The 18,369-nt window shown below is 67.6% G+C and carries 20 protein-coding genes; 10 read left to right on the top strand and 10 right to left on the bottom strand.

What is annotated here, in order from left to right; genetic code table 11:
• Nucleotides 1-388: 388 nt before the first annotated feature.
• The 4 genes from ACFWU5_RS04465 to ACFWU5_RS04450 are packed head-to-tail and all read right to left on the bottom strand — an operon-like array spanning nucleotide 389 to nucleotide 3,580.
• The gene (locus ACFWU5_RS04465; RefSeq protein WP_379266133.1) at nucleotides 389-1,093 is read right to left on the bottom strand and encodes an ESX secretion-associated protein EspG; all 705 of its coding nucleotides are present in this window, start codon (nucleotides 1,091-1,093) and stop codon (nucleotides 389-391) included.
• A complete protein-coding gene (locus ACFWU5_RS04460) occupies nucleotides 1,090-2,571 on the bottom strand; it encodes a WXG100 family type VII secretion target (RefSeq protein WP_379266132.1) in 1,482 nt (493 codons plus the stop codon). The genes ACFWU5_RS04465 and ACFWU5_RS04460 overlap by 4 nt, the downstream gene beginning before the upstream one ends.
• A complete protein-coding gene (locus ACFWU5_RS04455) occupies nucleotides 2,558-2,956 on the bottom strand; it encodes a hypothetical protein (protein WP_379266131.1) in 399 nt (132 codons plus the stop codon). The genes ACFWU5_RS04460 and ACFWU5_RS04455 overlap by 14 nt, the downstream gene beginning before the upstream one ends.
• 21 nt (nucleotides 2,957-2,977) lie before the next feature.
• The gene (locus ACFWU5_RS04450; RefSeq protein WP_379266130.1) at nucleotides 2,978-3,580 is read right to left on the bottom strand and encodes an alpha/beta hydrolase; all 603 of its coding nucleotides are present in this window, start codon (nucleotides 3,578-3,580) and stop codon (nucleotides 2,978-2,980) included.
• Between the two features lie 215 nt (nucleotides 3,581-3,795).
• Here ACFWU5_RS04450 and ACFWU5_RS04445 point away from each other — a divergent pair, with 215 nt between their 5' ends.
• Complete coding sequence (locus tag ACFWU5_RS04445) at nucleotides 3,796-4,710, top strand: SMP-30/gluconolactonase/LRE family protein (RefSeq protein WP_379266129.1); 915 nt, start codon at nucleotides 3,796-3,798, stop codon at nucleotides 4,708-4,710.
• 168 nt (nucleotides 4,711-4,878) lie between these two features.
• On the opposite strand, the gene ACFWU5_RS04440 is transcribed toward ACFWU5_RS04445, so the two are convergent.
• Nucleotides 4,879-5,646, bottom strand: coding sequence for a hypothetical protein (locus tag ACFWU5_RS04440; protein WP_379266128.1), 768 nt, complete (start codon nucleotides 5,644-5,646; stop codon nucleotides 4,879-4,881).
• A 174-nt stretch (nucleotides 5,647-5,820) separates the two neighbouring features.
• On the opposite strand from ACFWU5_RS04440, the gene ACFWU5_RS04435 reads away from it, so the two are divergent.
• Together ACFWU5_RS04435 and ACFWU5_RS04430 are read left to right on the top strand one after the other, a co-directional pair.
• Nucleotides 5,821-6,993 carry an acyl-CoA dehydrogenase family protein gene (locus tag ACFWU5_RS04435; protein WP_379266127.1) on the top strand — a complete coding sequence of 391 codons (1,173 nt, stop codon included), beginning with the start codon at nucleotides 5,821-5,823 and terminating at the stop codon, nucleotides 6,991-6,993.
• A 9-nt stretch (nucleotides 6,994-7,002) separates the two neighbouring features.
• Nucleotides 7,003-8,130, top strand: coding sequence for an acyl-CoA dehydrogenase family protein (locus ACFWU5_RS04430; RefSeq protein WP_379266126.1), 1,128 nt, complete (start codon nucleotides 7,003-7,005; stop codon nucleotides 8,128-8,130).
• Between the two features lie 48 nt (nucleotides 8,131-8,178).
• On the opposite strand, the gene ACFWU5_RS04425 is transcribed toward ACFWU5_RS04430, so the two are convergent.
• Entirely contained in the window at nucleotides 8,179-8,769 is a 591-nt protein-coding gene (locus tag ACFWU5_RS04425) for a hypothetical protein (RefSeq protein ID WP_379266125.1), read from the bottom strand.
• A gap of 257 nt (nucleotides 8,770-9,026) precedes the next feature.
• On the opposite strand from ACFWU5_RS04425, the gene ACFWU5_RS04420 reads away from it, so the two are divergent.
• Both ACFWU5_RS04420 and ACFWU5_RS04415 read left to right on the top strand, forming a co-directional pair.
• Nucleotides 9,027-9,281, top strand: a complete 255-nt coding sequence (locus ACFWU5_RS04420; RefSeq protein WP_379240115.1) for a hypothetical protein — start codon at nucleotides 9,027-9,029, stop codon at nucleotides 9,279-9,281.
• Between the two features lie 53 nt (nucleotides 9,282-9,334).
• Entirely contained in the window at nucleotides 9,335-10,171 is an 837-nt protein-coding gene (locus ACFWU5_RS04415) for a GNAT family N-acetyltransferase (protein ID WP_379266124.1), read from the top strand.
• A gap of 13 nt (nucleotides 10,172-10,184) precedes the next feature.
• Here ACFWU5_RS04415 and ACFWU5_RS04410 read toward each other — a convergent pair whose 3' ends face one another.
• Both ACFWU5_RS04410 and ACFWU5_RS04405 read right to left on the bottom strand, forming a co-directional pair.
• Nucleotides 10,185-12,017: a protein kinase gene (locus tag ACFWU5_RS04410; RefSeq protein ID WP_379266123.1), complete on the bottom strand. Its 1,833-nt coding sequence runs from the start codon at nucleotides 12,015-12,017 to the stop codon at nucleotides 10,185-10,187.
• Nucleotides 12,018-12,138: 121 nt separating this feature from the next.
• Nucleotides 12,139-13,314 carry a serine/threonine-protein kinase gene (locus tag ACFWU5_RS04405; protein ID WP_379240119.1) on the bottom strand — a complete coding sequence of 392 codons (1,176 nt, stop codon included), beginning with the start codon at nucleotides 13,312-13,314 and terminating at the stop codon, nucleotides 12,139-12,141.
• A gap of 117 nt (nucleotides 13,315-13,431) precedes the next feature.
• On the opposite strand from ACFWU5_RS04405, the gene ACFWU5_RS04400 reads away from it, so the two are divergent.
• The 5 genes from ACFWU5_RS04400 to ACFWU5_RS04380 all read left to right on the top strand — a co-directional run bounded on the left by ACFWU5_RS04400 (nucleotide 13,432) and on the right by ACFWU5_RS04380 (nucleotide 17,584).
• Nucleotides 13,432-14,202, top strand: coding sequence for a deoxyribonuclease IV (locus ACFWU5_RS04400; protein ID WP_379240120.1), 771 nt, complete (start codon nucleotides 13,432-13,434; stop codon nucleotides 14,200-14,202).
• Between the two features lie 102 nt (nucleotides 14,203-14,304).
• Nucleotides 14,305-15,234 (top strand): TauD/TfdA dioxygenase family protein, encoded by a 930-nt coding sequence (locus ACFWU5_RS04395; protein ID WP_379266121.1) that lies wholly within the window; start codon nucleotides 14,305-14,307, stop codon nucleotides 15,232-15,234.
• Nucleotides 15,235-15,285: 51 nt separating this feature from the next.
• Complete coding sequence (locus ACFWU5_RS04390; protein WP_379266120.1) at nucleotides 15,286-16,506, top strand: CaiB/BaiF CoA transferase family protein; 1,221 nt, start codon at nucleotides 15,286-15,288, stop codon at nucleotides 16,504-16,506.
• The gene (locus ACFWU5_RS04385) at nucleotides 16,503-16,673 is read left to right on the top strand and encodes a hypothetical protein (RefSeq protein WP_378609018.1); all 171 of its coding nucleotides are present in this window, start codon (nucleotides 16,503-16,505) and stop codon (nucleotides 16,671-16,673) included. The genes ACFWU5_RS04390 and ACFWU5_RS04385 overlap by 4 nt, the downstream gene beginning before the upstream one ends.
• Nucleotides 16,670-17,584 carry a hydroxymethylglutaryl-CoA lyase gene (locus ACFWU5_RS04380; RefSeq protein WP_379266119.1) on the top strand — a complete coding sequence of 305 codons (915 nt, stop codon included), beginning with the start codon at nucleotides 16,670-16,672 and terminating at the stop codon, nucleotides 17,582-17,584. Before ACFWU5_RS04385 ends, ACFWU5_RS04380 begins: the two co-directional genes overlap by 4 nt.
• Nucleotides 17,585-17,589: 5 nt before the next feature.
• On the opposite strand, the gene ACFWU5_RS04375 is transcribed toward ACFWU5_RS04380, so the two are convergent.
• Nucleotides 17,590-18,024 carry a PIN domain-containing protein gene (locus tag ACFWU5_RS04375; protein ID WP_379266118.1) on the bottom strand — a complete coding sequence of 145 codons (435 nt, stop codon included), beginning with the start codon at nucleotides 18,022-18,024 and terminating at the stop codon, nucleotides 17,590-17,592.
• Nucleotides 18,021-18,257 (bottom strand): hypothetical protein, encoded by a 237-nt coding sequence (locus tag ACFWU5_RS04370; protein WP_379266117.1) that lies wholly within the window; start codon nucleotides 18,255-18,257, stop codon nucleotides 18,021-18,023. Before ACFWU5_RS04370 ends, ACFWU5_RS04375 begins: the two co-directional genes overlap by 4 nt.
• Nucleotides 18,258-18,369: the final 112 nt, after the last annotated feature.

Genomic DNA, 18,369 nt, shown 5'->3' with positions numbered 1-18,369 from the left:
AGCGGGGCCCCGAGGGCCCCGATCTTCCCTCCCTCCGGGTACTCCTTCGTCGCACCCTCCGGTCAGTCCAGATCGGGGCGGGCCCCTTTGGGTAGGGACTGCCTGGTGATTTCCCGGACCGAAAAGGCGCTGTCTCTTGGGGTAGGGACTGTCTGGTGGTTACCCGGACCGAAAAGGCGCTGTCTCTTGGGGTAGGGACTTGTCTGGTGGTTACCCGGACCGAGAAGGTGGGGCCTCTGTGGGTAGGGACTTCCTGGTGACTACCCGGACCGAAAAGTTGGGGGCGACGTCGGCCGTGGCCGTGCACGCGGGTGGTGACGTGTCACGGTTGCTGGGCCAAGGCTCGGTATGGAGGCGGTGGCGGTTTGGGTACCTGCGCGGGCAGGTATCAGGCGCTGCGGAGTAGGCGGCGTAGCCATTCGACGGCGGCTTCGGGGGTGGCGGGGGTGATGTCTATGTGGCGGGCGGCGTGGACCAGGTAGCGGCCGTCGCCGGATAGGTCTATCCAGGACAGGACGCCTGCGGGGGTGGGGTCGGTGCCTGCGGCTACCAGGATTTGTCCTATGCCATCGCGGGGGCGTTGGAGGAGTTTGCGGATGCGGGCGGCGTCGGAGGGGCCTGCGATGGGGGCGGTTACCAGGTCTCGGCTGTCTTCGTTGACTCGGGTGGCGGGGGCGGTGATGCGGGGGAGTCGGCCTGGGGGTTGTGGGGGGAGTTTGGAGAAGACTTGGGCGGCTAGGCGTTTCGTGCTGCCTACCTGGACGTGGAGCTGGGCGCCGCGGTCGGGTGTGGTGCCGGGTTGTTGTACTGCGAGCACGGCTACGTCGCCGGTGACCGCGCCGAGGAGTCGCACCGGTTCAGGTGCGTGGCCGCACACTTCGAGGCGGATTTCGGGTTTGGCCAGTACTCGCAGGGCGGCGGACAGGTCGGCGTCCAGGGTGTGGGCACACCAGGCGTCCAGGGCGGGCTGTTGGGCTGCGCGCTCGACGCTGTCGCGGGCGGACGCGCGCACGGCCAGCGGGTAGGGGATCCGGTCGCCGTCGGTGCGTGCCCAGGCCAGTGCGAACTGGTCGGGGGTGAAATGCCAGTTCACTCCTGCTCGGTCCACTCACCGAGCACGGCGGGGCTGGTCGGCTCCATCTTCCCGATCAGCGCGTTCACCTCATCGGCGGGCTCGAGGAACGTCGGCTCCTCCTCGAGCAGGCGCAGGTACTCGTCGTCCTCGTCCTCGGGATCCTCCACCACCGGAGCAGGCCGTGGCCCGCTCGACGGCCGGGTCTGCTCCGCGGCAGCCATCGCCCCGCCCATCATCCCGCCGATCGCGCCCGCACCCATCCCGGCCGCGGCCTCCCCACCGGACACCGCAGGATCCCGCTCCTGCTGCCCTTGACTTCCCGCACCCGCGACCTCGCCCGCCGCAGCGCCGACCATCTCACCGGTATCAGCCGCATCGGCATCTGCCGCAGCGGTCGTCGGGGTTGTGCCGTGGGCGCCGAGTGTGGCCGCAGTTGTGTTCCCAGCGGCTCCAGCATCGGTGGTAGCCGTAGAGCTATTCGACGCGACGTCGGGGAATGCCGTCGCGTCGTCGGATGTGGGTGTACCGGCGGGGGCATTCGAGGCGGACGCAGGGCGGGTTCGATTCCCTGGAGACGCCGCGCCGGAGGTCGGCGGGATGGGCGCCGATGGGCTGTGTGGGTTGCTCGGCGCGAGGGTGGAGTTCGCCGGTGGGCTCGTGTTCGGTGCTGCGGCTGGTGTTCCGGTCGATGCGCTCGGCGACAGCGCCGGAGCGGTGGCGCTTCCGCCTGCCGGTTGGCTGCCAGGAGTTGTCGGCGCGGCAGTGCTGGTGAACCCGGCGGCCACGGTCGCACCGGCGACGGCCGGGCTGGCGACGACCGGGCCGGCGACAGTCGGGCTGGCGACAGTCGCGGACGGTGTCGCGGGTGTGAGAACGGTGGCCGACTGAGTTCCTGTCCCGGCGCTCGAAGTGGGGGTACCGGCGACGACAGTGCCTGTCCCCGTGTCGATTCCGGTGAAGGCAGGTACCCCCGAACCCGTGGGAAGGAACGCCCCGGCGTAGATCATTTCCATCGCCTGCACCGCGTCCAGACGAGCGTTCTCCGCCTCGCGCGCGATGGTCGCGTTGGCAGCAGCTTGCTCGGAGTCCAGCAGCGCCGCGGACGGGTCAGGTTGTGCGGCAACAGGTTCGGCAACAGCGGCGCGAATGGACTCCGCCGCATCACCGGCCCGGTGCAACCGCACGCCGACCGCGGTCAACACATCGGCGATGCGTCGCCCCGCCTGTTCTAACTCGCCCACGGCATCGGCGGCCTGCTGTGCCGCGGCCCCGCGCCACCCGTCGGCGATCGCGGCGCGGATCTCACCGTGCGCGATGTCGACGCCGTCGCCGAGGCTGGTCGCGGTGGTGAGGAAGGTCTGCGCCGCGGTCGACAGAGCGGCGGGGTCGAGTTGCCTTACAGCCTGGTGGATTTCAGCGTGGGAGAGGTTGTCGAAGACTTCGACGACGGGTGCGTAGTCGGCGTCGGTGCGGCCGGAAAGACTACGCATCGCCATCACCGGGAACCTCGATCGCGCCGACAGCGCCTGCCAGTTCCTGATCGGCCTCGCGGTAGCCGGCACCGGCGGCACGGAACACCGCGGCCAGGTCGCGTGCGGCGCCCGCGTAGCCCCGCAACTGGTCCAGCGCGTCGATCGCCTTGGTTTCGAAGCCGGTGCGCAGGGCCCCGCCCGATTCGAGGCCGCCGAATCCGGGGATCACCGCGGTCTGACTGAGCGTGGCCACCTGGGCGTCCACTTCGTCAGCCAGCCGTTCGTAACGCAGTGCGCACCGTTCGGGCGCGCCGTCGGCGACCAACAGCCCGTCGATCCACAGCCCACCCTCGTCGGCGGACTGACGCAGCGCCGCCGTGTTCGGCAGCCCCATGCGGTTCGGTTGCACCGGTTCCCCCTTCGTCGTTCATCACACCGCGGTGAGTACCCATTCCGCGATGTCGGACGCCACCCGGTCCCGCACAGGTTCGTGCAACAGGTCGTGTCCGGCGTCGGCGTACTCGCGCAAATCTACCGATCGGTGGCGCGCTGTCCATAGCCGGATTACATCGATGGGCGCGCGCCGATCGTCCACACCGTGTACCGCCAGCGTTCGCAGATGCGGGTTCGCGACGGTGTGCGCGGCCCGGCGCGGGGTGCCGCAGAGTACGAGTCCGGCCAGGTCGCAGGTCTTTTCGGCCGCGAGGTGCAGGGCCGTCACCGCGCCGAGGGAGTGCCCCATCAACACCGGTGCGTCGGTGTGATCGCCGCCGACGATGTCGAGAAATCTTCCGGCGTCGGCGGTCAGCTCGTCAAGGGTCCCCGGCGCGTCGGGGTCGCCCTCACTCAGCCCCTGCCCGGCGGTGTCCAAGGCCCACAGCTCGATCCGCGCGGACCGCAACGCCGCGGCGAAACGGTGATAGTGCCCGCTGTGCTGACCGGTCCCCGGCAACAGCGCCAGCCGCGCCGCCGGTTCCTCGACGGCCCACCGCCGACAGTGCAATCGTCCACGCTCACTGTCGAAATAAGGCACGCCCCGATTATGGCCGCCCGCTGCTCGCCGACCACCCCGCACCCGCTGACCACCCCATCAGGTTTGCGGACAGTTCGCTCAATTGTCGTGTGCGACAGCGTCAGTAGGTGTTACACGGTGATCGGAACCGCGGGCGGTGTGTGCTGCCCACGCGAGCCCCCCCAGCCGTTAGACTTCGCGCGTCGAACTGGGTCGAACAGAGTCGAGGATTGCAGATGTTGTCGTTTCGCCGTGGCGTCGTTCGGGTAGTGGTCGGTGCGGCTGTGGTGACCAGCGCCTCGTTCGGTACCGGCGCTGTCGCCGGGGCTGCGCCGCTGTCGTCGTGCGGGCAGGCGCGCCAGGAGGTGGCGATCCGGTCGAGTGTGCCGCTGCTGGACTGGTCGGAGAACTTCGGCGTCGATGCGCAAGGCGCCCTGTGGGTTTCGCGGCTCATGCGCGGCGAGGTGCAACGCTACGACCGCGACGGTCGACTGACCGCCACCGTCGCCGTGCCCTCGCCCGGCGCGGTCCGGCTGGGACCCGATGGCCTGCTCTACGTGGTCACGGGCAACTCGTGGCTGGCCGGTTCCGGCGGCATCGTCCGCTTCGACCCCGCGGCCGCGAACCCGACCCCCGCCGTGTTCGCGTCCGGATTCCCGCACCCGAACGGCGCGGCGTTCGACGCCGACGGCAACCTGTACGTGACCACCGGCAACGGCGTGCACCGGCTGCGCCGCGACGGCAGCGAGGACATGGACTGGTGGGCGAAGGTCCGCGTCGAAGGCGCTAACGGTGTTGCGGTGTCCGGTGATTCGGTGTTCGTCACCGCGAACTTCGCCGGCGAGAACGGTCCGGTGGGCCGCGTGCTGCGCCTGTCGCGCACCGACCCCGCCGATGCCACCACTGTCACCGATCTGACCTCGTTCGGTTCCCTGCCCGATTTCGTCGACGACCTGGTTATCCGTGGCGGCGCGCTCTACGTGACCACGCTGGCCGGACACCTCGTCCGCGTCAACCCGACCACGGGCGCCGCCTGCACCGTCGTGTCCACCCAGCCTTTGACCGCGGTGGTCGCCGATCCCGCCGACCCGTCGGCCCTGCTCGCGGGCTCGGAAGAGGGCACGGTCCTGCGCATCCGCCCGATCGGCTGATTTCCACCCCCGGGGAAAGCGCGGCGCGGCGATGAGACCGGCGTAATCGTACAAAACGACGAGAAATAATCAGAAAACTGATTTTTGATCGACGTTTTGGGTGATTACGCCAGTCGTCCGGTCGTACCGAGCCATCACGCGGCCCAACCGGACGTTCGTTGCGGTGGATCAGCCGCCGACCGCGGCCGGGGCGGCCGGAACAGGCACTGCGGCCTCGGGGGCCTTCGTCGTCGGTGTGCCCGAGCCGGAATCACTGGAACCGGGATTCACACCCTGCGACTCGGGAGCCGGTGCGGCCGCGGGAGTTTCGGGAGGCGCGACCGGCAGGTCGGGAACCACGAACGTGCCCACCGTCGGCGTCATCACGCAGCGCGCACTCGGATAGTCGATGGTCCCCCACATGGAGGCCACCACCGTGCCCGCGCCGCTGCGCACCGTCTTCGACAGCGACGGCAGGTTGAACTCGGTCTGGTCGTCGAGCGCGATGATGCCGCTCTGGCCGTTGTTCACGTTGACCCAGGCCACGCTCAGGCCCGAGGCCAGCGGAATGCCGCTGTGTCGCGGGCTCGCGCTGAAGCGGAGGTCGCCCGGCGTCAAGCTGGTCGGGGTGGTCGGGCCGGGACCTTCGACGGTCGCGGCGGCGATGATCGTGGTGATCGGGCCGTTGCTGCCGCAGCCGAAAGTCGGTGCCGCGTAAGCGAAGGGGGTGAACTGTGCGGAGATGTCGCGCAGGGCGTCGGCGCCGACCATGGTGGTGAAGCCGGTGACCGCGCCGACACCGGCCTTGGCCGAGACGTCCTCGCCGGCCAGGTGCACGAGGTGGCTGATGCCGTCGTCCAGGGGGGTCGCGACCGCGGTCGGGGCCAGCAGTGCCAGCGCGCCGATGCTCGCCGCGGTGACCGCCGCTGCCTTACCTGCGATGGAACTGCCGTTCACCCGTGACTCCTCGGTGGATGCTCGTCACCGGGTAGCCCGGCTCGTCTGGCAACGTACCAGGTCGGGCGGCGGGTCGCCGAGACAGCGAACCCGGTCGAGTGTGATGTAGTCGACATCGGGGATTACTCAGGGGTAGGTTTTGGTCGACTGCTTTCCAGAGACTGGGAGACCCGTATGAAGTTAGCCCTGTCCCCTGAAGAGGTCGCCTTCCGCGACGAGCTCCGGCATTTCTACACCACGCAGATCCCCGCGCAGATCCGTGACCGGGTCAAACACGGTCACGACCTGTCCCGCGAGGACTTCGTGACCGCGAACAAGATCCTCAACGACAACGGGCTGTGCGTGCCGAACTGGCCGGTGGCCTGGGGCGGCAAGGACTGGACGCCGATGCAGCGGCACATCTGGCTCGACGAGATGCAGCTGGCCTCGGTGCCCGAGCCGCTCACGTTCAACGCCTCGATGGTGGGCCCGGTGATCGCGCAGTTCGGTTCGGAGGAACTCAAGCAGCGCTTCCTGCCGCCCACCGCCGCGCTCGACATCTGGTGGTGCCAGGGCTTTTCCGAGCCCGACGCGGGTTCTGACCTCGCTTCCCTGCGCACCACGGCGGTGCGCGACGGTGACTCCTACATCGTGAACGGTCAGAAGATCTGGACCACGCTGGGCCAGTACGCCGACTGGATCTTCTGCCTGGTGCGCACCGACCCGAACGCACCGAAGAAGCAGGCCGGCATCTCCTTCCTGCTGTTCGACGTGAAGTCGCCCGGTGTCACGATGCGCCCGATCAAGCTGATCGACGGCAGCTTCGAGGTCAACGAGGTGTTCTTCGAGAACGTCCGGGTGCCCGCGGATCAGTTGGTCGGCGAGGAGAACCAGGGCTGGACCTACGCCAAGTACCTGCTGGGCAACGAGCGCACGTCGATCACCGGCGTCGGTAAGACCAAGGTCAAGCTGGGGCTGGCGAAGGAGTACGCGCGCGAGACCAGGACCGGGCACGGCACGCTGCTCGACGATCCGGTGTTCGCCGCGCGGGTGGCCGAGTTGGAGAACGAACTGCTCGCGCTGGAACTGACCCAGCTGCGGGTCGTATCCAATTCTGTTGAGGGCAAGCCGAATCCGGCGTCGTCGGTGTTGAAGTTGAAGGGTTCGGAGTTGCAGCAGGCCGCCACCGAACTGCTGCTGGACATCGCCGGTGCCGACGCGCTGCCGGTGGACGCCGACGACATCGCCTCACCGGGTTGGGCCCAGCACACCGGGCCCGGCTACCTGAACTACCGCAAGGTGACCATCTACGGAGGCTCGAGCGAGGTCCAACGCTCGATCATTTCCTCCACGATCCTCGGATTGTGAGGCGCTGACATGGAACTCGCACTGACCGACGAACAGACGATGCTGCGTGACACCGTGCGCGAACTGCTGCACCGGTTCTACGACGGCGAGGCGCTGACCAAGGTCGGCGACACCGACCCCGGCTGGAGCCGCACGGTCTGGAAACAGCTCGCCGACCTGGGCGTGCTCGGGCTGACGATCCCCGAGGAAGACGGCGGCGTCGGCGCGGGACCGGTCGAGGCGATGCTGGTGCAGGAGGAGTTGGGTCGCGCGCTGGCCAAGGAGCCGGTGCTGGACTCGGTGGTGATTCCGGCGGAATTGTTGCGGCTGGCCGGCAGCGCGGAGCAGCGGGCGCGGTTGTTGCCGGCGCTGGCGGAGGGCGTCACGTTGCTCGCCTTCGCGCATCGCGAGCCCGGTATGCGGTGGCCGTCCACGGAGATCACCACGTCCGCGGTGGCGCAGGGTGACAAGTACGCGCTGACCGGGGTGAAGAATCCGGTGCTGCGCGGCGATGTCGCCGACGAGCTGATCGTGAGCGCGGTGCTGCCCGGCGGTGGCACCGGACTGTTCCTGGTCGACCCGAATCAGGGTGGGGTGCAACGACGTTCGTACCGCACCTTCGACGGGCTGCGCGGCGCGCAGTTCGATCTCGACAACGCCACCGGCGAACTGCTCGGCGACCCCACCGACGCCGCGGAACACATCGCGCAGACGCTGGGGTACGCGCAGGCCGCGCTGTGTGCGGAATCGGTGGGGGCGATGGAGGTCGCGTTGGCATTGACCACCGAATATCTCAAGACCCGCAAGCAGTTCGGGGTCACGCTGTCGAAGTTTCAGGTGCTCACCCAGCGGGCGGCCGACTTATACGTCTCGCTGGAACTGGCCCGCAGCATGAGCCTGTACGCCACCGCGGCGCTGGCCGACGGCGGCAACGACCCGGTGGTGGCGTCACGGGCGCGGTTGCAGGTGGGTAAGTCCGCTGAGCACATCGGGCAGGAGGCGATTCAGATGCACGGTGGTATCGGTGTCACCGCGGAATATCCGGTGAGCCACTACGTCGCGCGGCTGACCGCGATCGGGCAGACCTTGGGCGGGGCGCTGGAACATCGGCGCGAGTTGGCCGATCGGATCGGCAGTTACGACCTGGTCGAGTTGTAGGTCTTCCGACGATGGTGCGTGCCCGGATGGGTGCGCACCATCGTTGTGTCATTCCTCGTAGGTGCGCGGGTTCTCGATGATCGTCGGCGTCTGCTCGGTGGTGGTCGGCTCGGCCGGGGGCGCGTGGTCGTAGGAGTGTGTGGGCTCCAACGCGTCGTCCTCGCCCACGATCGGCGGGGGCACGGTGCGGGTCGGGTAGGGCCGGGTGGTGAGCCGGGGGCGGGTGGTCGTCGGCTCGTCCTCGGTGGTGACCGGCGGGCGCGTGGTGGTCTCGGGTGGCTGGGATTGCGTCGTCGCCTCCGACGGCGGGGCCTGCGACGGTGGGGATTCGGGGGCCGGTTCGCCCTCGGGCGTCACCGACGGTGAGGTCTCGGTGGAGCTGAGGCTGAACGGTTTGCGCGGCGACATGTACGGCGCGACCCGCCAGGTGGGCGACGGCGGGATCTGGATCTGCACCGTCGTCGACGTCGGCTCGTCGGCCACCCGTGCGGGGGCGGCGGCCAGGTCCGCGCTCAACGGCGGCGCGGGCACGTACACGTCCTGCTGTCCGACGCCGCACGCACCGATGATGATCAGTCCGAGCGACACCGCGCCAACTGCGACCGCCGGACCTACGAACTTGGCCCTGCTGTTATCCATCGCCTGTTACTCCTCGTCGGCTTCGAGATCGCCTCACAGTAGTGCAGGTCGGGCAAAACGGCGCATTTTAAACATTGATAGTCCAGATATCGGATTGATCAAATCAGCGTGTCGTAGGGACGTGTCGCGCGCGTTCACCGTCACCGAGTCGTAGCGTGTGTGAGCAAAGTTACGCATGAGACGCCCGGAACGAAACCCCTGACGCGCAAGGTTTGCGCGACGCAAGTTATCTGATCGGCGTCATCGAGGAGAATCTCATGGGAGCACTCTCGACACCCCGGCTGGAAACCGCGGCGGCGAACCCCGATTCGGCCACGCCAGGCGACACCACGCTGGCTGTCGTCGCGCGGATCATGGGTTGGCTGTTCTTCGTCGGCGGACTCGTCGGCGCGGGCCTCGGCATCGCGGGCCTGCACGTGGAGATCACCGTCGCCGGGCTGATCCTGGCTTGCACGGCAGGACTGATCCTATTGAAGCTGCGCACCGACCGCGAAGCTCGCGAAACAACCTGAGACACCTCATAATTCGGATGCGCCCGCCGGTGTGAACGCTTACCGTCGGTACGGTGCGCATCGACATAACCGCTGACGCGGCCGGGTTCCTTGACCGCGCGCAGTCATTGCTTCGGCGTGATCCGTTGCGGCACACGGTGATCGCTACTGCCGCGACCAATCGGATCAACGGCCGGGCCGGTGATATGTCGACGCATTTCGTCAGCATCACCGACAGTGCGGGCGAGATCGTCGGGTTCGCGCAATGCACCGATGGTGCCGTCTACCTCGGCGAACTGCCCGCCGACATCCTGTCTTCCCTCATCGAAGCCTTTGCGGCGCAGCGCATCACGCTGCGCAGCGTCGAAGGTGACGCTGCCGATGCCGAGGCCTTCGCGGCGAACTGGTCGAAGATCAACGACGGTACCTACCGTGAGACGTTCTCGGCCCGTCTGTTCCGCCTCGGTGACCTACTCGTGCCCGACGCCGCAGGCATACCGCGCCTTGCCACCGTCGACGATGTGTCCCTGTGCCGCACGATGATCGAGGAGTTCAGCGCGGAGAGCGGCGCGCCGCATCGACTCGACGAGAAGGCGGTGCGCAGGCGCATCGAGGCGGGCGCGCTGTGGCTGTGGGACCGCGACGGAACGCCGGTCACGTTGGTCGCGCGGCACCCGGTAGTGATGGGTTGGGCCAGGATCGGCCCGGTCTACACGCCGCCGCGGCACCGGGGCAACGGGTATGCCAGCGCGCTGACCGCCACGGTCGCGGGGCGGATTCGTGACGAGGGTGCGGGTGCCTGCCTGTTCACCGACCTGGCCAATCCGACTTCGAACAAGATCTACCAGCGCATCGGCTTCGAGCAGGTGCGCGATTTCGTCAATTACGGGCTGACCAGCGGCCTCAGTTGAGTGGGGCAGTGTCTCAGTTGAGTGGGGCTGTGCGCCACCAGCGCAGCATCTCGTCGGCGTCGGTGTGGCTGTTGGTGAACATCAGGAATTGGGCGCGGTCAGGGTCGCCGGTGAAGACGGTGATCATCTTGGCGCCGTTGTCGGTGTACGTGTAGTTGGTGGACGGGACGCCGCCGTTGGAATCGGTGGACTTGGTGTTGGTCGGCAGGTTGTCGACCACCGATTGCACCGCGGCGGCGGAGTCGTAGGCGTAGAACCGGTAGAAGGGGTCGAGGTCGGAGCCGCTGCCGCCGCCGTAGCAGCGCCACTGCCACGCCCAGCCACCGAAATCGGGGTCGCCCTCGCTGGGGGACGGGGTGTAGGTGTTGTCGGTTTCCCAGCAGGTGGCGCTGTTGTAGCCGGTGTCGCCGTCGATCGAGGCGGGCACCATTCGACCGAATTCGGCGATGATCGCCTCGGCGTCGGGGGTGACGTGTTTGGCTGCCGCGGTGGTGGTCGTGGTGGTGGTTGTCCCGCCGGCGTTGTCGCCGCTGGCCGCGATGCCGATGCCGATGAGCAGCGCGATCACCAGGATCACCGCGACGACGATGCCGATGATCAGGCCGGTATTGGACTTCGACGGGGGGCGTTGGCCCTGTGGACGCTGGGCGAAATTGTTGGTGGGTGGTCGCGGTGGTGCGGGGTATTGCGGGCGCGACTGCTGGGTGTACGGGTTCTGGGCGCCACCGGGTCGCGGTCCCTGGCCGGTCATCGGCGATTGCCCGGGCATCGCATTGCCGGTCTGGGCGGTGCCGGTGTGGGCGGTACCCATGGGACCGGCGGTCATCGGACCATGCGCGGCGCCCAGGTGGCCGCCGGTCATCGGCGGCTGCGCGATCGCGCCACCGGTCATCGGATGCTGCTGTCCCACAACGGGATAGGGCGAACCGGTCTGACCGCCCGTGGTCGGCCGTCCTGCAATCGGCAGTGCCCCACCGGTATTGGGTCGCGCGATCGGCATGGCAGGCGCGCTCGGACTGTTCAACGCGGCGATCGCGGCTTCGGCGAAATCCGTGCACGAGTCGAACCGGTCATCGGGCCGCTTGGCCATCGCCTTGGCCAGCACGCTGTCCAGCGCGTACGAAAGTCCTTGCCGCACAGTGCTCAACGCGGGCGGGGGCTGCTGCAGGTGCCCCTGGATCACCGCGGCCGGATTGGTCGCCGCGAACGGTCCAGAGCCGGTGAACAGCCAAAACAGTGAGCACGCAAGGGAATACTGATCCGAACGATGGTCAAGCGATGCGCCGGTGAGCTGTTCGGGCGAGGCGTAGGCCAGGGTCGCGGTGAAGGTGCCGGTCTGGGTGAGATGACCGGTGTCGTCACGCAATCGGGCGATGCCGAAGTCGGTGAGGTACACCCGTTCACCACGTCCCGCGCCTGAACGGGCGAGCAGGATGTTGGCCGGTTTCACGTCGCGGTGCAGCACGCCCATGCCGTGCGCGTAGTCCAGCGCGTCGGCGGTTTCCTTCACGATCTGCAGCGCACGCGCGGGCGGCAAGGTCCGCGGGTCCACCGAGGCGGCGTCGACACCGTCGATGAACTGCATGGAGATCCACAGCTGTTCGTCGTCGTGGCCGCGGTCGTACACGGTGACGATATTCGGATGATCAAGGCGCGAAACAAGATCCGCCTCGCGCTCGAACCGCGCGCGCACCTCGGCATCGAAGAACATCTCGCGATTGAGCAGCTTCAGCGCCGTCATCCGCGGCAGCCGTGGATGTTTGGCTAGATACACCGAACCCATGCCACCGCGGCCGAGCTGCCGTTCGATGACGTAGCCGGCGAAGACATCTCCGTTGGCCAGCATGTCTGCTCCACTTCCCGCCGCCCGCCGGGACCCACCAGCGCACGCGCAAAATCAACGAAACCTTATCAGCCCGCGGCTGTATGGCGGGTGGTCCGCCGCTCGAGCTGACGGACCGCGACGGTCACGGTGGCCTGCGGTGTTGGGGCGGCACGATGTAGCCGGGATGGTTGCGGCCACCCGGGAGATCGATGGTGCCGGGGCGGGGTGCGCCGCGTCGCGGGGGGATCGCGGCACCGCCGGTCGAGGGCCGCGGCGGGGGAGTGCTCGTCGGGTGCGGCTGTGGCGGCGTGCTCGTCGGCGGGTGCGCGGTGTGCGGCTGCGGTGGCGTGGGCGGTGGCGCGTTGCGATACGGCTGCGCCGGGGTGTGCGGGCGCGGATAGGCCGGCCCCTGCGGATACGGATCGCGCGCCCGCAGGACCACGCCCGCGGCGGTGTATTGCTGCTGGTGGTGCCACGGTCCCGGCACCGCGAACAGCGCCGCCTTGGCCGCCTGCGCGAACTCCGCGCAGCTGGCGAACCGCGCGTGCGCCTGTTTGGCGGTGGCCCTGGCCAGCACCGCGTCCAGCGTCGCGGGCAGGTCGGGGCGCAGGCTGCGCAGCGGCGGGATCGGCCTGCTCAGGTGCGCCTGGATCACCGCGCCCGGGCTGGTCGCGGGGAACGGCACCGAGCCGGTCAACATCCAGAACAGGGTGCAGGCCAGCGAGTACTGGTCTGCGCGATGATCCAGCGGTGCGCCCGCCAGGTGTTCGGGCGCGGCATAGGCCAGGGTGGCGGTGATCGTGTCACCCGAGGACAGGGTGGTCTCGCTGTCGCGCACCGCGGCGATGCCGAAGTCGGTGAGCACCACGCGTTCCGGGCGGCCGATCGGCGGTTTCGCGAGCAGGATGTTGGCCGGTTTCACGTCGCGGTGCAGTACCCCGCTCGCGTGCGCGAAGTCCAACGCGGTGGCGGTCTCGGCGGCGATCTGCACCGCACGGCCCGGAGTCAGCACGTTCACATCGGCGGTCGCGACATCGGTGCCCGCCACGAACTGCATGGAGATCCACAGCTGGTCGTCGTCGGTGCCACGGTCGTAGACATTGACGATATTGGGGTGCTCGAGCTGGGCGACCAGGTCGGCTTCGCGTTCGAACCGGCGGCGGATCTCCTCGTCGGCGGACAGTTCGCGGCTGAGCAGTTTCAGCGCGGTCAACCGGGGCAGACGCGGATGACGGGCCAGATAGACCACACCCATCCCACCCTGACCCAGCACACGCCGGATCGTGTACCCGGCGAACACCTCGCCTTTGCGCAACACGCGAAGTCACCCCCTCCAGGGCAGAGCACCCGTTGGAATTCTACCGATGTATCTCCCGAAGCCACCGCTGTGCAACATCGGCCGAACTTGTCGGTGCCCGAGTTTAAGGTGGGATCTATGCGCATTGGAGCACACGTTCGCGACGAGAGCGATCCGATCGGCTTCGGCGAGAAGCTAGGCGCCGAGGTCGTCCAGATGTTCGTGGTCGATCCACAGAGCTGGGACAAACCCCAGCCGCATCCCAAGGCTGCCGAGATCTCAGCCAGTCCGATCGATGTGGTGGTGCACTCGTCGTACCAGATCAACGTGGCCAGTCTGAACAACCGGCTGCGGATGCCGTCGCGCAACGCGGTGGCCCAGCAGGCGAAAGCCGCTGCGGAGCTGGGTGCCTTCGGGCTGGTCGTGCACGGTGGGCATGTGCGCTCCGATGCCGAGCTCGATACCGGAATCGACAACTGGCGCAAGCTGTTCGAACGTCAGCAGGACAAGGGCGGGTTCGCGGTGCCGATCCTGATCGAGAACACCGCCGGTGGAAATCACGCGATGGCACGGCATTTCGACTCGATCGCGCGATTGTGGGACGCGGTAGGCGATTACGGTGCCGGCTTCTGCCTCGACACCTGTCACGCGTGGGCCGGTGGCGAGGAACTGGTCGGGGTGGTCGAGCGGATCAAGGCGATCACCGGGCGAATCGACCTGGTGCACCTGAACTCCTCGCGCGACGAATTCGATTCCGGCGCCGACCGACACGCGAACTTCGCCGACGGGACCATCGATCCGCAACTGCTGGCCGAGGTCTGCCGCACCGCCGGGGCACCGGTCATCTTGGAGACACCGGCCGATGGCGTCGCCGAGGATTTAGCCTACCTGCGGGAGAACCTGCGCTGAGGTTTGCGATCACGCGGAGGCAAAGCCTGTCCGTCGAACGGGATTCACGGTGTGCTCGAGGTACATCACAACCGATCGAGAACGACAGTGAAGGTGATCCCCATGACGGTCGACCACGCGACTCCCGCCACCGTGACGGTGACCAAACTCGGTGCGCACATCGGCGCGCAGATCGACGGTGTTCGACTGGGCGGTGACCTGGACGCGGCGGCCGTCGCGACGATCCGTCGGGCACTGCACGAACACAAGGTGATCTTCTTCCGCGGGCAGAACCACCTCACCGAGGACGGGCAGCACGAGTTCGCGCAGCTGCTGGGGACACCCACCACGCCACACCCGACGGTGAAGTCGGCGGGTGTGAAGAGCCTGGCCATCGACTCCGAGCGGGGTCGTGCCAACTCGTGGCACACCGACGTGACGTTCGTGGATCGAGTGCCCAAGGCGTCGATCCTGCGTGCGGAGTACCTGCCTACCTACGGCGGCTCGACCACATGGGCTTCCACGGTCGCGGCCTACAACTCGCTGCCCGCGCCGCTGAAGGCGCTGGCCGAGAGCCTGCGCGCGGTGCACACCAACCTGTACGACTACGCGGGCGCGGTCGACAAGGTCCGTCCGGCACAGGTGGAGTACTCGTCGGAATTCCAGTCCGATGTGTACGAGACCGAACATCCCGTGGTGCGGGTGCATCCCGAGACCGGTGAGCGTGCGCTGCTGCTGGGTCACTTCGTGAAGCAGTTCGTGGGCGTGACCTCGCGGGAGTCGGATCAGCTGTTCCGGTTGCTGCAGGATCGGGTGATCAAACTGGAGCACACCACCCGCTGGAACTGGGCCGAAGGCGATGTCGCGATCTGGGACAACCGTGCCACTCAGCACTACGCCATCGACGATTACGACGACCAGCCGCGTCGACTCACCCGGATCACCCTCGCCGGTGACATCCCGGTCGGCGTCGACGGCGCGACCAGCACCGTGCTGAAGGGCAACGCCGAGGACTACTCGATCGTCGAGGAAGTGGAACTGCTCGCGAGCTGACAGTTCGACGGCGCACGACCCCGCCACCCCGTGACACGCTAGAGTCGCGGGGTGGCGGACAAGTGTATTCGGCCGTTGGATGGTGTTCGCGTCCTGGAACTCGGCAATTATGTTGCCGCTCCCACCGCCGGACGGATTCTCGGGGACTTCGGCGCCGAGGTGATCAAGGTGGAACGCCCCGGAACGGGCGATGAGCTGCGGAATTGGCGGTTGTACGGGGGCGATACCTCGATGCTGTATCGCACTGTCAATCGCAACAAGAAGTCGATCGTGCTGGATCTGCGCACCGCGGCGGGGCGTGCGGTGGTGCTGGATCTGGTGAAGCAGTGCGATGTGCTGTTGGAGAACTTTCGGCCGGGAATGCTCGAGAAGTGGGGTCTCGGGCCGGACGTGCTCGAGGAAGTGAACCCGACGCTGGTGATCACGCGGATCTCCGCGTACGGGCAGACCGGGCCGATGGCGGCGCGGCCGGGGTTCGCGGCAGTCGCGGAAGCCGTGGGTGGGCTGCGGGAGCTGGTGGGCGATCCTGACCGGCCACCGGTGCGCACCGGGGTGTCGATCGGTGACTCGATCGCGGGGATCTACGCGGCGTTCGGGACCGTGATGGCGTTGTTCCAGCGCGAACGCGTCGAGGGGCCGGTGCCGCAGATGGAGCGGATCATCGACGTGGCGCTCAACGAGTCGATCCTGTCGGTGATGGAATCGCTGATCCCCGACCACCTCGCCTACGGCATCAACCGGGAGCGCGTTGGAGGTCGGATGGAAGGCATCGCACCGTCGAACGCCTACCCGACCAGCGACGGTTACTCCATCATCATCGGCGGCAACGGTGACGCCATCTTCCAGCGATACATGCAGGTCATCGGCCGTCCCGACCTGGCTCAGGACCCGGAACTGGCGGACAACAACGGTCGGTGGCGCAATCGCGAACGCCTCGATGCGTCGATCGCGGAGTGGTCGATCCTGCACACCCGCGAGGAGGCGCTGAAGCTGCTCGACGACGCCGCCATCCCGTGCGGTCCCATTTACACCGCCGCCGACATCGTGGCCGACGAGCAGTACCGCGCACGCAATATGATCCAGATGTTCCCCGTCGACGTGGGTGAGGCCGAACCCAAACAGGTGGGGTTCGGCGGCATCGTTCCGGTGATCGGCGGGCAGTCGCTGCCGATCCGCAACGTCGGCCCCGACCTGGGCGAGCACACCAGGGAAGTGCTCGCAGGGCTGCTGGGGATGACCGAAGATCAGATCGACGCGCTGGAGGCACTGTGACGAGGCGAGTACACGGCAGGCGTCGTCCGCCGGTGCGTAACAAGTGGGAGCCGCGCGGGCCGGGTCATGTGCGTCCGACGGTGCATCCGACCCCGGCCAGTGTGGGCGACAAACCGTGCGGCGGCGTGATGTGCGTGCCCGCGCGCGAACCCGAGCAGCGGCGGTGACCGCACCGCTGCTGCGTGATGTGACGTTGCGCGACGGTTTGCAGCTCACCGGCAAGGTGCTGCCCGTCGACCAGAAGATCGACGTGGTGCGCAGGTTGTTGGCCGCGGGTGTGCCCGCGCTCGAGATCGGGTCGATGGCGCGGCCGGATCTTGTTGCGCCGATGGCCAATTCGCTCGAGTTGATCGCCGCGCTCACCCCTGATGAGCTGGCGAAATGCTGGGTGTGGGTGGCCACGCCGCGGCACATCGAGAAGGCCGCCGAGGCCGGTGCGCGCAACTTCCAGTACTGCTTCTCCGTCTCCGACGCGCACAACAAAGCCAATATCGGCCGCGATACCGAAACGTCGGTAGCCGCGATGCCCGACGCGATCCGACTGGCCCGCGAAGCAGGCGGCGAAATCCAACTCTGCCTCGCCACCACCTTCACCTGCCCGTTAGACGGCCCCGTCGACCCGGCCCGAGTACTGGCCATCGCCAACGACCCCCGCACCCTCGGCGCCACCGACATCGTCCTGGCCGACACCCTCGGCCAGGCATACCCCGGCCAGGTCACCGCCCTGGTCACCGCCGTCCGCGACACCACCCCACCGCGCCGCATCGTGTTCCACGGCCACGACACCTGGGGCATGGGCGTGGCCAACACCCTCGCCGCCGTCGCCGCGGGCGCCACCATGGTCGACGGCGCACTGGGCGGCCTCGGCGGCTGCCCGTTCGCCCCCGGCGCCAGCGGAAACACCGCCACCGAGGACATCCTCTTCGCCACCCGCCCCGACTGGTTCACCCCCGCCGTACTAGCCGATCTGGTCGGCCTCACCGAGGGCCTACTCACGGATCTCGGCGAACCCAACCGCTCCCGCACCGCGACCGGCGCCCGCTCGAAAGCCAGTGCGTTCGACTGGGTGGTCGGCTAGCCGGTTCAGTCCAGGTCGTCAGGCAGTAACCGGAAGTACTGATGTTCGCGAGGTAGTGGCGCAATCGCGCGAAAGTCGCGGCGGTCCAACGTCAAAATGGTGTCGGTCAGGTACTCCGCCGCGAGGCAGACGTTGAATGCGTCCGCCATGTCCAGGTCCAAGTCGCGGTAGTTCTCCTTGACTGCGCGTGCGGTTTTCACCTGCGCGGATACGTCCGGAATCGTGAACCGTACTCGCTCGACCTGATCGAAGAGGAAGGTCAGGATCTGGCCGCGAGCCGACGATCCGAAGCGTGCCTTCGCCAGATGGTCGACTTCGGCGAGCACCAAAGGGGAGATGACGACCAGGCTCGCGTCGTTGAGTACCCCGCGGCAAGCGGCAGAGTCGGTGCCCTGTGCGAACGCCTCGATGATCCCGGAAGTGTCACCGATAACGATCACGTGCGCTGGGTTCCGGCTACGACGGCATTGGTTACTTCATCGGTGACCGGCTCATCAACGTCGTCGAACGTGGGAAATTCGAGCTCGTCGCGCCACACGCGGGTGCTCAGCGCGGCGAGGTGTATTCCCCGACGAATGAGCTCGGCTTCTGGAATGCCGAGCTTGGCCGCGGCCTCTTTGATCAGCGTCAGGTCGGCTGTATCGGCGTACACGTTGGTCCGCTTCAAAGACATGTACTAACGGTAACATATGTACCTGCATGTGTGTATGGCTGTGTCGTACACAGGTGGGCACTTGGCGCGCGCAGTCGCTAAGAGGTCAGTAAGACCTGGGGTATCAGGGGGT

It is taken from the genome of Nocardia sp. NPDC058640 (assembly GCF_042716995.1).
In the GTDB taxonomy this organism is placed as follows: domain Bacteria; phylum Actinomycetota; class Actinomycetes; order Mycobacteriales; family Mycobacteriaceae; genus Nocardia.
The sequence above is the reverse complement of the archived record's forward strand: the minus strand, read 5'-3'. Positions and strand labels throughout refer to the sequence as shown.

What these genes read in the sequence shown, in the direction of transcription:
- ACFWU5_RS04410 (WP_379266123.1), bottom strand. Translation starts at nt 12,017, where the DNA reads ATGCTGGCCAACGGAGATGTCTTCGCCGGCTACGTCATCGAACGGCAG.
- ACFWU5_RS04395 (WP_379266121.1), top strand. Translation starts at nt 14,305, where the DNA reads ATGACGGTCGACCACGCGACTCCCGCCACCGTGACGGTGACCAAACTC.
- ACFWU5_RS04425 (WP_379266125.1), bottom strand. Translation starts at nt 8,769, where the DNA reads ATGGATAACAGCAGGGCCAAGTTCGTAGGTCCGGCGGTCGCAGTTGGC.
- ACFWU5_RS04460 (WP_379266132.1), bottom strand. Translation starts at nt 2,571, where the DNA reads ATGGCGATGCGTAGTCTTTCCGGCCGCACCGACGCCGACTACGCACCC.
- ACFWU5_RS04370 (WP_379266117.1), bottom strand. Translation starts at nt 18,257, where the DNA reads ATGTCTTTGAAGCGGACCAACGTGTACGCCGATACAGCCGACCTGACG.
- ACFWU5_RS04420 (WP_379240115.1), top strand. Translation starts at nt 9,027, where the DNA reads ATGGGAGCACTCTCGACACCCCGGCTGGAAACCGCGGCGGCGAACCCC.
- ACFWU5_RS04430 (WP_379266126.1), top strand. Translation starts at nt 7,003, where the DNA reads ATGGAACTCGCACTGACCGACGAACAGACGATGCTGCGTGACACCGTG.
- ACFWU5_RS04400 (WP_379240120.1), top strand. Translation starts at nt 13,432, where the DNA reads ATGCGCATTGGAGCACACGTTCGCGACGAGAGCGATCCGATCGGCTTC.
- ACFWU5_RS04435 (WP_379266127.1), top strand. Translation starts at nt 5,821, where the DNA reads ATGAAGTTAGCCCTGTCCCCTGAAGAGGTCGCCTTCCGCGACGAGCTC.
- ACFWU5_RS04445 (WP_379266129.1), top strand. Translation starts at nt 3,796, where the DNA reads ATGTTGTCGTTTCGCCGTGGCGTCGTTCGGGTAGTGGTCGGTGCGGCT.